The sequence below is a fragment of the Stenotrophomonas sp. TWI1183 genome (assembly GCF_039673115.1).
GTDB classification, from domain to species: domain Bacteria; phylum Pseudomonadota; class Gammaproteobacteria; order Xanthomonadales; family Xanthomonadaceae; genus Stenotrophomonas; species Stenotrophomonas maltophilia_AA.
In genome coordinates, this window is sequence record NZ_JBDJKZ010000028.1 from 25,544 (window position 1) to 38,215 (window position 12,672).

At 67.2% G+C, this 12,672-nt stretch carries 8 protein-coding genes; 2 read left to right on the forward strand and 6 right to left on the reverse strand.

Annotated elements, in window-relative coordinates; all coding sequences use genetic code 11:
• Positions 1-31 precede the first annotated feature (31 nt).
• From ABE434_RS18160 to ABE434_RS18185, 6 genes are all read right to left on the reverse strand, one after another.
• A complete protein-coding gene (locus ABE434_RS18160; protein ID WP_346479799.1) occupies positions 32-985 on the reverse strand; it encodes a ribokinase in 954 nt (317 codons plus the stop codon).
• A complete protein-coding gene (locus ABE434_RS18165; protein ID WP_346479800.1) occupies positions 982-2,220 on the reverse strand; it encodes a serine hydrolase domain-containing protein in 1,239 nt (412 codons plus the stop codon). The genes ABE434_RS18160 and ABE434_RS18165 overlap by 4 nt, the downstream gene beginning before the upstream one ends.
• A 162-nt stretch (positions 2,221-2,382) precedes the next feature.
• A complete protein-coding gene (locus tag ABE434_RS18170) occupies positions 2,383-4,557 on the reverse strand; it encodes a TonB-dependent receptor (RefSeq protein ID WP_346479801.1) in 2,175 nt (724 codons plus the stop codon).
• Positions 4,558-4,800: 243 nt separating this feature from the next.
• Entirely contained in the window at positions 4,801-5,682 is an 882-nt protein-coding gene (locus tag ABE434_RS18175) for a LysR family transcriptional regulator (protein WP_179459446.1), read from the reverse strand.
• A 93-nt stretch (positions 5,683-5,775) separates the two neighbouring features.
• The gene (locus ABE434_RS18180) at positions 5,776-8,223 is read right to left on the reverse strand and encodes a sodium:solute symporter (RefSeq protein ID WP_346479802.1); all 2,448 of its coding nucleotides are present in this window, start codon (positions 8,221-8,223) and stop codon (positions 5,776-5,778) included.
• A gap of 85 nt (positions 8,224-8,308) precedes the next feature.
• Positions 8,309-9,166, reverse strand: coding sequence for a CoA ester lyase (locus ABE434_RS18185; protein WP_346479803.1), 858 nt, complete (start codon positions 9,164-9,166; stop codon positions 8,309-8,311).
• Positions 9,167-9,476: 310 nt separating this feature from the next.
• Here ABE434_RS18185 and ABE434_RS18190 point away from each other — a divergent pair, with 310 nt between their 5' ends.
• Together ABE434_RS18190 and mutS are read left to right on the forward strand one after the other, a co-directional pair.
• Positions 9,477-9,872: a ribonuclease inhibitor gene (locus ABE434_RS18190; protein WP_346479804.1), complete on the forward strand. Its 396-nt coding sequence runs from the start codon at positions 9,477-9,479 to the stop codon at positions 9,870-9,872.
• A 152-nt stretch (positions 9,873-10,024) separates the two neighbouring features.
• Positions 10,025-12,580, forward strand: coding sequence for a DNA mismatch repair protein MutS (gene mutS / locus ABE434_RS18195; RefSeq protein ID WP_346479807.1), 2,556 nt, complete (start codon positions 10,025-10,027; stop codon positions 12,578-12,580).
• The last annotated feature ends 92 nt before the right edge of the window (positions 12,581-12,672 follow it).

Sequence of the window (12,672 nt, forward strand, 5' to 3'; positions counted from 1 at the left end):
GGCATCCAGCAGGAAACGGAAAGGGGGTACATCAGCGCGCACACGCTGCCGCCAGCGCGGCATGGGCGTCGGCATCGGGAACGCGCGCGGGGTCTGCAAGCAGCGCCAGCACTTCGGCGCGGGTGGGAATGCTCGACTGCGCACCCAGACGGGTGCAGGCCAGCGCGGAGGCTGCGGTGGCGGCAAGCAACGCCCCGGCCATCGGTTGATGGTCGGCCAGCGCAGCGACCAGCGCGCCACAGAAGGTGTCGCCGGCCGCCGTGGTGTCGATCGGATCGATGCGGAACCCAGGTTGCAGCAGCACCGTGTCGTTCACCCGCGCCAGACAGCCGCGCGCGCCCAGGGTCACGATCACGCAGGGCACCGGCACGCGCGCCAGCCCCGTGGCCAGGTCCGGGGGATGGCCGGCCACCACGTCGAGCTCCCCCTCATTGACGATCAGTACATCCAGCAGTGCGAGCAGCGCGTCGGGTAGTGCCTGCGCCGGTGCTGCGTTGAGGGCGACCTTGAGCCCGGCCAGGCGGGCGCGGCGCGCATACGCGGTGACGGTGGGCAGCGGGGTTTCCAGCTGCAGCAGCAGCCAGTCGACGCCGTCCAGAGCGGGCAGGTGTTCCTCGCCCAGGGCCAGGTTGGCACCGGGTGCGACCGTGATCGCGTTCTCGGCACTGTCGGCCAGGCAGATGAAGGCGGTGCCGGTCGGCAGCGCAGGATCGCGCACGATCGACAGGTCCACGCCGGCGTCCCGCAGCGACGCCTCGATCGGCATGGCGAAATCATCCTCGCCCAGGGCCAGCAGCATCCGGGTCGTCGCACCGCCGGCACGCGCGCAGGCCACGGCCTGGTTGGCGCCCTTGCCTCCCGGGAAGGTGCTGAAGCCATGGCCAAGCACGGTCTCACCCGGCGCCGGCACATGCGCGGCGCGCACGACGAAATCGAGATTGGCGGAGCCGGCGACAAGAACGGTGGAACGTGCCGCACTACTCATGGGTCTAGGGCCTCATCAACGCGGTTGTAGAACATCGTACTGATGCGCGGCAGGTCGTCGTTGCCGCCGGGCAGATGCTGCAGCAGCAGGATGGCGACCAACCGGCGCGCCGGGTCGATCGTGTAGTAGGTCGAGGCCGCGCCCGACCAGCCGAACGCACCCACCGATGCGGTGCGTCCTTTCATGGCCGGGTCCAGCAGCACCGAACCGCCCAGGCCGAACCCCTCGGCATCGCTGAACTCGGTCACTGGCCTGGGCAAGGCGGTATGCACCAGCTGGTTCTGCATCATCAGGGCCACGGTGGCGGGACGAAGCAGGTGCGTGTCGCCATGGCGACCGCCATCGAGCAGCATCTGTGCGAACCGGCCATAGTCGCCGGCCGTGGAGTACAGCCCACCGGCACCGCTTGGATACGGCCGCAGCGGGCTGCCGGGTTCCCGCGCGTGCGCCTCATCGGCAAGCACCAGGTCACCGTGCTCGCCCATGGTGGTCAGCTCGACCACCCGGGCGCGATCGCGCGCCGGTACCACGAAGCCGGTATCGGCCATCGCCAGTGGACGGAAGATGCGTTGTTGCAGGAACTGCTCGAATGGCAGCCCGCCCACCACCTCCACCAATCGCGACAGAACCTCGATGGAGGTGCTGTCGTAGCGGAAGCGCGTGCCCGGCTCGGTCGCGAGTGGAACGCGGGCCAACCGGGCGGTGTAATCGGCCAGGCTGTCCGCAGCCTGCACCTGCTGGCGTTCCAGCAGCGCGGTGACGGCCTCGAACCCCTCGCCGCCCGCAGCGAAGCCGGCGGTGTGGGTGAGCAGATGGCGGACGGTCAGCGTCTGCGTCGCCGGCCGCAGCTGCGGCGCCGCGGCGGTGCCCCCGGCGAAGACCTGCAGGTGTGAGAACTCGGGGAGGTGGCGCGCCACCGGATCATCCAGATCCAGTCGTCCCTCCTCCACCAGCATCATGGCGGCCACCGAGGCCACCGTCTTGGTCATCGAATAGACGCGGAAAATGCTGTCGGTTCGCATCGGCCTGGCATGGGCCAAGTCCTGCCAGCCGTAGGCAGCGTCATGCACGATGCTGCCGTCGTGGATCACCAGCGCGACCGCGCCGGTATAGCCCTGGCGGCCGGTCGATTCGTGCAGGAAAGCATCAACCACCGGCAATCCCGGCGGTGCAGCCGGCGGCTCCGGCAACGACGCCGCGGCCTGCCCGACGATCAGCATCAGCAACGCGAGCATGGCCAGGCATGCTCGGGGGCGGCAATGACGGGCGTGGGCCGGTCCGTGCGATGGCCAGTACATCCGCTCTCCTGCTGTCAGTGGCGGTAACCTAATGACAGGGTAAGGCAAGTAAAACGGACCGGCGCTGCAGTGCTCCGCAGCGCCGGCCCGCGATGACGGTCAGAACGTGAAGGTGTGGGTCAGCGACACCATGCGGCCACGGCCGGAGAAGAAGTTCTGCCAGCCCGGCAGCTGCGACCAGGTCAGCACATACTGCTTGTCCAGCAGGTTCTCGATGCCCAGCGACAGCTTGCCGTAGGTCCCGGTGTCGTAGTTCATGCTGAGGTCCCACAGCGCGTAGCCGTAGGTATCCTCTTCGTTGAGATAGACCGCGCCGCTGGACGGATTGACGAAGGTTTCGCGCAGGTCGCGGCTGAAGGTACGGCTCACGCCCAGCGTCGCATCGAAACGATCGTTCGGCGTCCAGGTCAGCGAGGCGTTGACTTTGTCCGGCGAGATGTCGAGGATGCCCATCTCCTTGTTCAGGCCCGAGCCGTCGTAGTACTGGGTCTGGCCGCGGATCCGCGAGTACAGCAGCGTCGCCTTCCACTGGTCGTTGAAGGTCCAGGCGCTGTTCAATTCAACGCCTTCTATGCGGGTCGGTGCGCGGGTGAGGATGAAGTCCTCGGTGACCTTGTCCACCGTCAGCGACGAGCCGAACTCGGAGGTCGAGCGGTACCCCGAAATGCCGACCTGTGCCTGCTCGCCGCGCCAGTTGAAGCCCACTTCCTTGTTCTTGGTGATCAGTGGCTGCAGATCGGCGATGCACGCCACCGCCTTGCAGGGGCTGTTGGCCTGGATGTTGCGCAGCGGGATGCCTACGTTGGCGATACCGAAGCCTTCCGAATACGAGGCGAAGACCGACCACGCATCGGTGATGCGCCAGATCGCGCCGAAGTTGGGCAGATTGGCCTTGTAGTCGAGCTTGCCGCCCTGCACCGGGGTGAAGTCGCGGTAGGCGGTGGTGGTATAGCTGTCGATCTCCAGCTGGCCATCTTCGCGGCGGATGCCGGCATCCAGTGTCACCGGACCGATGTCCCAGCTCAGCTGCGCGTAGGGTGCCAGGCTGGTGTACTTCATCGGCGGCACCCAGACCCGGTCGGTCAACGCCAGGCGCTGCTCAGCCGTGTCCTCCACCAGGTCCAGGCCGGTGCGCAGGCGCAGGCCCTCCACCGCGAACAGGCCGCTGTAGGCATAGGCCGCGCGCAGACCCTTTTTCTCGGAGTTGATCTCCGACTGGTCCCAGATGCGCTGGTCTTCCGGCGGAGCCGGCTTGACCAGTTGGCGGTCTGCACCATTTTCCGGCACATAACGCATCGCCTGCTTTGCCCAATAGAGATCCACGCTCAGGTCACCGCCGAAGAAGTCGGCATGGGTGTACTTGGCGGCGAACTGTTCGAAATCGTTGAACTCGGCCAGCGAGCCGGCGATCGAGCCCTTCTCGGCGGTATTGGTGCTCGGCACCGGGCACTCCACGGCGTCGTAGCGGCAGCCTTCGACCGGGATGTAGTTGTGCTTCCCACCGATATGGAAGTTGCTGTAGCTGGCCTGGATGCGCTGCATCTGGCCCTCGCCGAAGTTGTAGCCGCCCTTGAGGAACAGGTTCTTGCTGTAGGAATCGGACAGCGAGCCGGAGGTGTTCAAGCCAACCCGGCGGCCGTCGCCGTCGTAGGCGATTCCGCGGTCGATGTAGGCGCCGCTGATCAGGAAGTCGGCGGCATCGCCCTTGAAGGTGTGGGTGATGCCGATCTTGGACTGCCCGCTGTCGTCCTTGAACTGGGTGCCATAGCGCGTGCTCACCGTGGTCTGGTGACCGTCCACTTCCGGATTCTTGGAGAGATAGTTGATGACGCCACCGGCGCCACCGATGCCCTCGGCGGCCGACGGGCCGTTGATGACCTCGATGCGGCCGATCACGCCCATGTCGGTGAACGTGCCATTGCGGCTGCCTTCGCGCAGCGGAGAGCCCTGCGGCACGCCGTCGAACAGACGCAGGGCCACGCGGCCGCGGAGGGTTTCGCCGCTGTTGCTCATCGCCTGCGAGGACTCCGAATAACCCGGCACCATGCGCGCCAGCACCGCCGTCGCGTCTTCGGTCAGGTTGAGGGTGCGCTGCACCTGCTCCTGGTTGACCACCGTCACTGCACCGGGGACCTTCTCGATCGAGATCGGGGTCCGGCTGCCGGTCACGATCACCTGGTCCAGATCGGTCGGCGTCGTGCTCTGCGCCATGGCAGGGCTGATGGCACAGGCGAACAGTGCAGTGCTGATGGCCGCGGAAAGTGGCTTGATCATTCGTTTCTCCCCCCCGATATGGAAATGCGGGACAGCCGGCCGGGGAGCCGTCGCCACCGATGACGCGCGTGGGCTTTCGCCCCTCCGCCGGTCGATGCGGTTCCCTTGCGGGTCTCCACGTCCTGTCCGGCAACGAGGCGAGAGCCTAGGCGCGGCTCCACGGCGATAGAACTGCGCTCAGGTATGTTCAAAGCCTAGGATTTGTTTCGCCTCGCACCGCACACCACGCGAGAACCCGTGGTGTCAGCGTTGCGGCTCGGTCAACGCGACGCGCGCCTCTTCCAGAAGCACGTTCACCAGGCGGATGCGCACCGACGAACGCGACCAGACCACCCCGATCCGGCGTGGTTCGCTGCACTGCGGCAAGGGAATGCGCACGACATTCAAGCCTTCCGGCCATGGCTTGGCCCAGTCCGGCACCAGCGATACGCCGAGCCCACGGTCGACCATCACCGCGATGGCGTTCAGCGCATTGAGCTCGAACCGTTCGCGCGGCACGATACCGGCCTGCCGCAGATAGTCATCGGCAAGGCGCCCGCCCCATTCGTGGCGGTCGTAGCGGATCAGCGGTTGCTCGCGCAGCAGCTCGTGAGGGTCGCGGCTGCCCAGGTGGGCCGGTGCCAGCACCACCAGCGGTTCCTCGCGAAGCTGCTGCCACTTGCAGGTCTTGGGCAGCGCGAACGGTGCCTGCAGCACCATCGCCGCATCCAGATCGCCAGCCTCCACGGCCCGGTACAGATCGGCCGAGTAGCCCGGCTTGATGAAGACGTTGATCTGCGGGAAGGTCGCCACCATCCGCGACAGGATGTCCGGGAGCAGGCCCGCCAGTGCGGTCGGGCACGCACCCAGCCGCAGTTCGCCGGCGATGTCGTTCTCGTTGGCCACGCTGCGCAGGTCGGCCACCTGGCGCAGCAGGTCGCGCGCCCGTTGCAGGATGCGCGCGCCGTCCTCGGTGACGCTGACCGTTCGCCCGGCGCGGGCGATCAGCGGTGCGCCCAGCTCGCGTTCCAGCGTCCGGATCTGCTGGGCGACCGCCGCCGGGGTGATATGCAGCGAGCGGGCCGCGGCGGCCATGGAGCCGCGGTCCACCACTGTGACGAACGTACTCAGGAACTGGGTTTCCACGAAATACCTCTCAGCGCGTCAGCAACCTACACGAGCCACCCGCGTAATGCGATTGGACCAATGGCCCGCGCGCCGCCACGCCAGGAGTGATGGTCATGGGGCCGCCGCTTCGGCCGGGGTGTCGCTGTAGATGGTCAGCCCCTTCAGCGAGCGGGTCGGCGCCGGGAAGAACAGGCTGGCCACGTAGCCGATCACGATGCACAGCAGGATGGAGATCGCCAAGTAGAAGTAGGGATGCACCAGGTCCATGCTCCAGCAGACCAGGGTGATCAGCACCGATCCGGCCACGCCGATTGCCACGCCCTGCGCGTTGGCCCGGCGGGTGAACATGCCGAGCGTGTAGGCACCGGCGAAGCCGCCGCCGAGCAGCCCGGCCAGTTCGATGGAAACATCGAACAACGAGTGGATGTCGTAACGGCTCATCACCAGCGCGATGCCGATGCCGATCAGCCCGACGCCCACGCCGGACCACTCGGCCACGCGCACGGCGGTCTTTTCATTCGGGTTCTTGACCAGCTTCTGGTAGAAATCGACGGAAACCAGGGTGGAGATCGAGTTGATGATGCTCGACAGGGTCGACATCGCCGCCGCGAAGATGCCGGCGATGATCAGCCCGGTGACACCAGCCGGCAGCTCCGCGGCGATGAACAGCGGGAAGGTCGCATCGATCGGCAGCAGCGGATTCAGGCGCTCCGGGTTGTTGCGGTAGTACATCCACAGCGCCGTGCCGATGCCGTAGAACACGAAGCCACCGGGAATCATGATGGCGGCGAATGCCCAGATCGATCGCCCGGCTTCCTTGTCCGAGCGCGTGGACAGCGTGCGCTGCATCAACACCTGGTCCTTCGGGAAGGTCAGCACCACATCGAACACGACCAGGAAGATGAAGCCCCACACCGTGGCCTTGGTCAGGTCGAAGCTGAAATCAAAGAGCTTGGTCTTGTCCTCCGCCGCGGCCGCACTGAGCAGCTGCGGCATGTCGCCGCCGGTCTGCAGGAAGATGAAGCCGATCGCGAACAAGGCACCGCCGAACATCACGATCACCTGCACCACGTCGGTCCAGATCACCGCCTTGGAGCCGCCCACAGTGGAGTAGATGATGGTGAACACGCCCATCAGCATGATCGACCAGACCACATCCACACCGGTGATCGTGGAGATCGCCAGCGCCGGCAGGAACAGGATCACGCTCATGCGGCTGCCGATCTGCATCACGATGCACAGGGCGCTGGACAGCATGCGGATCGCCGGGTGGAAGCGGGTCTCCAGATAGGAGAACACGCTCATCAGGTCCAGCCGACGCAGCAGCGGCACGATCCAGACCGCCACGAACATCAGGCCGACGACCGCGATCAGGTTGTTGGTCAGGTACTGCCAGTTGGTATCGAAGGCCTTGGCCGGGATGGCGATGAAGCTGATCGAGCTGGTGTTGGTGGCATACAGGCTGATGCCAGCCGCCCAGAACGGAATCGAGCGACCGCCGACGAAGAAGTCCGCCGTGGAAGCGTTCTTATCCTTGAGGTAGAAGTAGAAGCCCATGCCCAGCATGGCGAGCAGATAGATGCCGATCACCGTCCAGTCCAGCCAGCGCAGCAGGTGCTTGCCACCCTGCATTTCGGCGTACTGGAGCTGGCTGCCGGTAGCGCCTGCGGTTGCCCAGGCCAGTCCGTTGCCCCACGCCGTGACGGCCTGCGGCGCTGCGGCAATCGGCGTATCCAGTGTCGTCCATGCGTCGGTGATGGTGTGGAAGGTGCGCGCGTGAGTCACGCCGCTGCCGTCCTTCACCAGCATCAGCAGGTGCGCCTGGCCCAGCGCGCGCATCGATCCGGCCACGATCGTGCCGTTCGGGGAAGCGACCTGCTGCCAGCTGGCGTCGGCGTTGCGGCGCCACAGCTGGTCGCTGCCCGCGCCGGTACGCAGGCCCAGGTACAGCGCGCCTTTCTGCGCCTGCAATGCGCTGGCAACCCCCTGTTGCGGCAGGTCCTCCAGATGTTGCCAGGCGGCAGTGCTTGCCGCCGCGGTGCGGCGGTAGAGCTGGGCGCTGCCAGCCGCATCGGTGCCCACCAGATACAGCGCGTCATCGAGGGTCGCCGCCTGCGCGTTGCGCAGCGGCTCGGGCAGTGCAATGGCCGCGCCGAAAACCAGCGCGTCGTTGTTCAGCACCACCGGCTGCAGGCGGTCGCCAAGCGGAGCCAGGCCCTGCAACAGATAGGTGCGCCCTGCCGCGCTGACGCTGCCCTCAAGCCCATCGAGCTGCCCTGCGGCCGGCGCCGGCAACGCATCCCACGCCTTGTTGTCGGCGCGCAGTTCCCAGGCACCGTCATGGCTGAGTGCCACCAGGCGCCCGTCCACATGTACCAGCCCGCCCGGCGCAATCTGCGCCGGCAGTGCCGGCAGGTTGCCGGTCGCCACCGTGGTCAGGCTCTCGGCAGCCACGGCGCCACTCCCGGCAAGCAGGACAGCGGCGGCAACCAGCCGCACGCTGCGCACGCAACGCAGGAGCACAGTGGAAAGGAACGCGGACGGTGCAGGCTTGTGCATGAAATTACCCGGAAAAAGTGCGGCAACGCCGAAACCGGCAAAAGCGCAGGTAAGAGACAGTGGTCGATGCATCCCGATACCGCAATCAGGCAAGCGGGCGAGAGGACGCGGCAAGCAGGGCTTGAGCACGGCGCAGGTACGGCAGGTCGATCATCCGGCCTTCGAACAGGAACGCGCCGTGCCCCTGCCCTTCGGCACCGGCGGCGGCGGCAACAATCCGCTGCGCCTCTTCGAGCATCGCTGGCGGCACGCTGAAAGTGGCATTGGCCAGGCCAACCTGGCGCGGGTGGATGCAACTTTTGCCGATGAAGCCCAACTGCCTGGCCATCTGCGCCTCGGCCAGGAAGCCGTCGCTGTCAGCCACGTCCGGAAATGCGCCGTCGCAGGCGAACACCTGGGCTTCGGCGGCGGCCAACCGCAGCGCGAACAGCGTGGCATGCACATTGCTCGGCTCGCGGTCGATCCCGTTGGGCGAAAACAGGTCGCCCAGCCCCAGCTGCAAGCCAGCCACGCGCGGGTGCGCGCCGGCCAGTTCGGCGGCGATGCGCAGGGCCTTGGGGGTTTCGATGTTGATCAGCAGACCGATCGGGCGCGTCACGCCATTGCGCCGCTCAGCCCGTTCCAGCCGGACGATGGCCGCCAGCAGCTGAGCCACCGATTCAATCTTGGGCAGGTTGAGCAGGCCCACGCCGGGGAGCGCGACCGCATCCAGGTCCGCGCCGAAATGGGCACTGTCGGTACCGTTGCTGCGCACGATCAACTGCTTGTCACCGGCGCCGCCCTGCACGCGGCGCAGGAAGCCGGCGACGTGGTCGCGAGCCTGGGCCTTGCCGGCCTCGGGCACCGAATCTTCCAGGTCGAAAGAGAGCGCATCGGCCTCCCCGGCCATGGCCTTGTCGAACAGTTCCGGCCGGGCGCCGGGGACGAACAGCTTGCTACGCATGGTTTTCCCTCATCAACCCGCGCAGTCTGCAGAATTGAAAGCCCTTTAAAAGTGCGGTCCCGGACATTCATTGGATAGCATTTGTTTCGACCGCCCACAGCGCTGCAGTGCACCACGAGCAGAAGAGCGTCGGACAGCACCGTGTTGCGCGCACAATCGGTTGCTCGAACCTGCCGTGGTGACCGCACACTCGCGTCTCGGGAAATCACACACCAAACGCGTCAAGAGGACTGCTGCCGATGCATGAACCCACCCTGCCGTCGACAACCACCGCCTGGTGCGCGCAGCACCTGGACGCGCGGACCTGGGCATGACTGGCCCAACCCTGGTGCTGGACGGAAGCGCCATCCACGATATCGCCGGCTTTTACGCCGAGATCAATCGCGTATTCATGGCCTGCGAGGACTGGCAATTGGCCCCAAGCCTGGATGCGCTCGATGACCTGCTCTACGGCGGCTACGGCGCACTGGCAGGGCACCCGTCCGCCACCGTGCACTGGACGCACATCGCACACAGCCGCGCCGCGCTCGGGGTGGCGGCCACCCGCGCCTGGCTGCAGGAAAAGCAGATGCGGCCCGGCATGTTCAATGCCGCGAGAATCGAGGCCCAGCTGGACGCGCTGGAGCGCGGCGCCGGCCAGACCTATTTTGACATCCTCATGGACGTGTTCGCGGCCCACCCCACCCTGCACCTGCGCACGGACTGAGCGGCTGCGCATCGCGCCGGTGCCGCTTGCGCCGGACGCCCTTCGCCCTGCCCGCCCCCTCCCCTACAATGGCCGACCAGGCGGCCTTCCGGGCTGCCCCCGACTGTGATGGACCCCGCGTGACAGAGAAGCAGCCCGAACACACCCCGCTGATGAAGCAGTTCTTCGCCGCCAAGTCCGACTACCCGGACCTGCTGCTCTTCTTCCGGATGGGCGACTTCTACGAGCTGTTCTACGACGACGCCCGCAAGGCGGCGCGGCTGCTGGACATCACCCTGACCCAGCGCGGCAGCTCGGGCGGCGCGCCGATCCCGATGGCCGGCGTGCCGGTGCATGCCTACGAAGGCTACCTGGCGCGGCTGGTCGCGCTGGGCGAGTCGGTGGCGATCTGCGAACAGATCGGGGACCCGGCGCTGGCCAAGGGCCTGGTGGAACGCAAGGTGGTGCGCATTGTCACCCCCGGCACCGTCACCGATGAGGCGCTGCTGGACGAGCGCCGCGATACGCTGCTGATGGCGCTCTCGCGGGGGAAGAACGGCTATGGCCTGGCATGGGCCGACCTGGCCGGCGGCCGTTTCCTGGTCAACGAGGTCGATTCGGACGATGCGCTGGAGGCAGAGCTGGCCCGCCTGGAGCCGGCCGAGCTGCTGGTGCCCGATGAAGAGAACTGGCCCGCCTTCCTGCAGTACCGCAATGGCATCCGCCGTCGCGCGCCCTGGCTGTTCGATGCCGACAGCGGCCGCCGGCAGCTGCTGAGTTTCTTCAAGCTGCACGACCTGACCGGCTTCGGCATCGACGACAAGCCACGCGCCACCGCGGCCGCCGGCGCCCTGCTCGGCTATGTCGAAGAAACCCAGAAACAGCGCCTGCCGCACCTGACCGCGATCGCCACCGAAACCGCCAGCGAAGCCATCGCCATGAACGCGGCCACGCGCCGGCATCTGGAACTGGATACGCGCGTCGATGGCGATACCCGCAACACCCTGCTCGGCGTGCTTGATACCACGGTGACGCCGATGGGCGGTCGCCTGCTGCGGCGCTGGCTGCACCGCCCGCTGCGCCTGCGCGAGGTGCTGGTGCATCGCCACGATGCGGTCGCCACGCTGATCGATCGCGGCGCCGAGGGCGATGTGCGCGACGCCTTCCGCGCCCTGGGCGATCTGGAACGCATCCTCACCCGCGTGGCCCTGCGTTCGGCGCGTCCGCGCGATTTCTCCACGCTGCGCGATGGCCTGGGCCTGTTGCCAGAGGTGCGCGCGGTACTCGCGCCGCTGGACTCCCCGCGCCTGGTCGCGCTGCACGATGCGCTGGGCTCGCATGACGAGTGCGCGCAGCTGCTGGCCAGCGCGATCGCGCCGACGCCGCCGCTGAAGCTCAGCGATGGCGGTGTCATCGCCGAAGGCTACGATGCGGAACTCGACGAGCTGCGCCGCCTGTCCACGCATGCCGACCAGTTCCTGATCGACCTGGAGCAACGCGAGCGCATCAGCAGCGGCATCGCCACGCTGAAGGTCGGCTACAACCGCGTGCACGGCTATTACATCGAGATCAGCAAGGGCCAGTCCGAAAAGGCGCCGGTGCATTACACGCGCCGCCAGACGCTGACCAATGCCGAGCGCTACATCACCGAAGAGCTGAAGTCGTTCGAAGACAAGGTGCTGTCCGCGCGCGAACGCTCGCTGACCCGCGAGAAGTTCCTGTACGAGCAGCTGCTGGACATCCTCGCCAGCGGGCTGGAGCCGCTCAAGCAGTGCGCCGCCGCCCTGAGCGAACTGGACGTGCTGGCCGGCTTCGCCGAACGCGCACAGGCGCTGGACTGGGCGCGCCCGGAACTGGAAACCGCCCCCTGCCTGAAGATCGAACGCGGTCGTCATCCGGTGGTCGAAGCGGTGCGCGAGCAGCCCTTCGAACCGAACGACCTGGACCTGCATCCGGACCGACGCATGCTGGTGATCACCGGCCCGAACATGGGCGGTAAATCCACCTACATGCGCCAGAACGCGCTGATCGTGCTGCTGGCGCACATCGGCAGCTTCGTGCCGGCCCGCCGCGCGGTGATCGGCCCGATCGACCGCATCCTGACCCGCATCGGCGCCGGCGACGATCTGGCCCGCGGGCAGTCGACCTTCATGGTCGAAATGGCCGAGACCAGCTACATCCTGCACCACGCCAGCGCGCAGTCGCTGGTGCTGATGGACGAGATCGGCCGCGGCACCTCGACCTACGACGGCCTGGCCCTGGCCGACGCCGTCGCGCGGCATCTGGCCTACCAGAACCGCTGCTACACGCTGTTCGCCACGCACTACTTCGAGCTGACCGCACTGGCCGACGAACAACACGAAGGCGGCGCCAGCGGCATCGCCAACGTGCACCTGGATGCGGTGGAGCATGGCGACGCCCTGGTGTTCATGCACGCGGTGAAGGACGGTCCGGCCAACCGCAGCTTCGGCCTGCAGGTGGCCGCGCTGGCCGGCCTGCCGAAGTCGACCGTGGCCCAGGCGCGGCGTCGCCTCGCCGAGCTGGAACAGCGCAGCCACGAGACCCAGTCTGCGGTGGTCGCCGCGCAGGCGCTGGATGCACCGCAGCAGTTCGGGCTGTTCAACGCGCCGAACACGGCCGCGCAGGACGCGCTGGCCGCGATCGATCCGGACGAGCTGACCCCGAAGCAGGCACTGGAAGCGCTGTACCGGTTGAAGACGCTGCTCTGACGGAGCGTCCGGGCTGGCCACGACCAACGGTGGTGGCCTACCACGGCGGTGCGGTAGTGCCGGCCGCTGGCCGGCTCGCCGCGGAACCTGAT

Excerpts from the sequence above, each read along its gene's own strand:
- ABE434_RS18185 (WP_346479803.1), bottom strand. The coding sequence starts at position 9,166 with ATGCGTAGCAAGCTGTTCGTCCCCGGCGCCCGGCCGGAACTGTTCGAC.
- mutS (WP_346479807.1), top strand. The coding sequence starts at position 10,025 with ATGAAGCAGTTCTTCGCCGCCAAGTCCGACTACCCGGACCTGCTGCTC.
- ABE434_RS18160 (WP_346479799.1), bottom strand. The coding sequence starts at position 985 with ATGAGTAGTGCGGCACGTTCCACCGTTCTTGTCGCCGGCTCCGCCAAT.
- ABE434_RS18165 (WP_346479800.1), bottom strand. The coding sequence starts at position 2,220 with ATGCTCGCGTTGCTGATGCTGATCGTCGGGCAGGCCGCGGCGTCGTTG.
- ABE434_RS18190 (WP_346479804.1), top strand. The coding sequence starts at position 9,477 with ATGACTGGCCCAACCCTGGTGCTGGACGGAAGCGCCATCCACGATATC.
- ABE434_RS18170 (WP_346479801.1), bottom strand. The coding sequence starts at position 4,557 with ATGATCAAGCCACTTTCCGCGGCCATCAGCACTGCACTGTTCGCCTGT.
- ABE434_RS18180 (WP_346479802.1), bottom strand. The coding sequence starts at position 8,223 with ATGCACAAGCCTGCACCGTCCGCGTTCCTTTCCACTGTGCTCCTGCGT.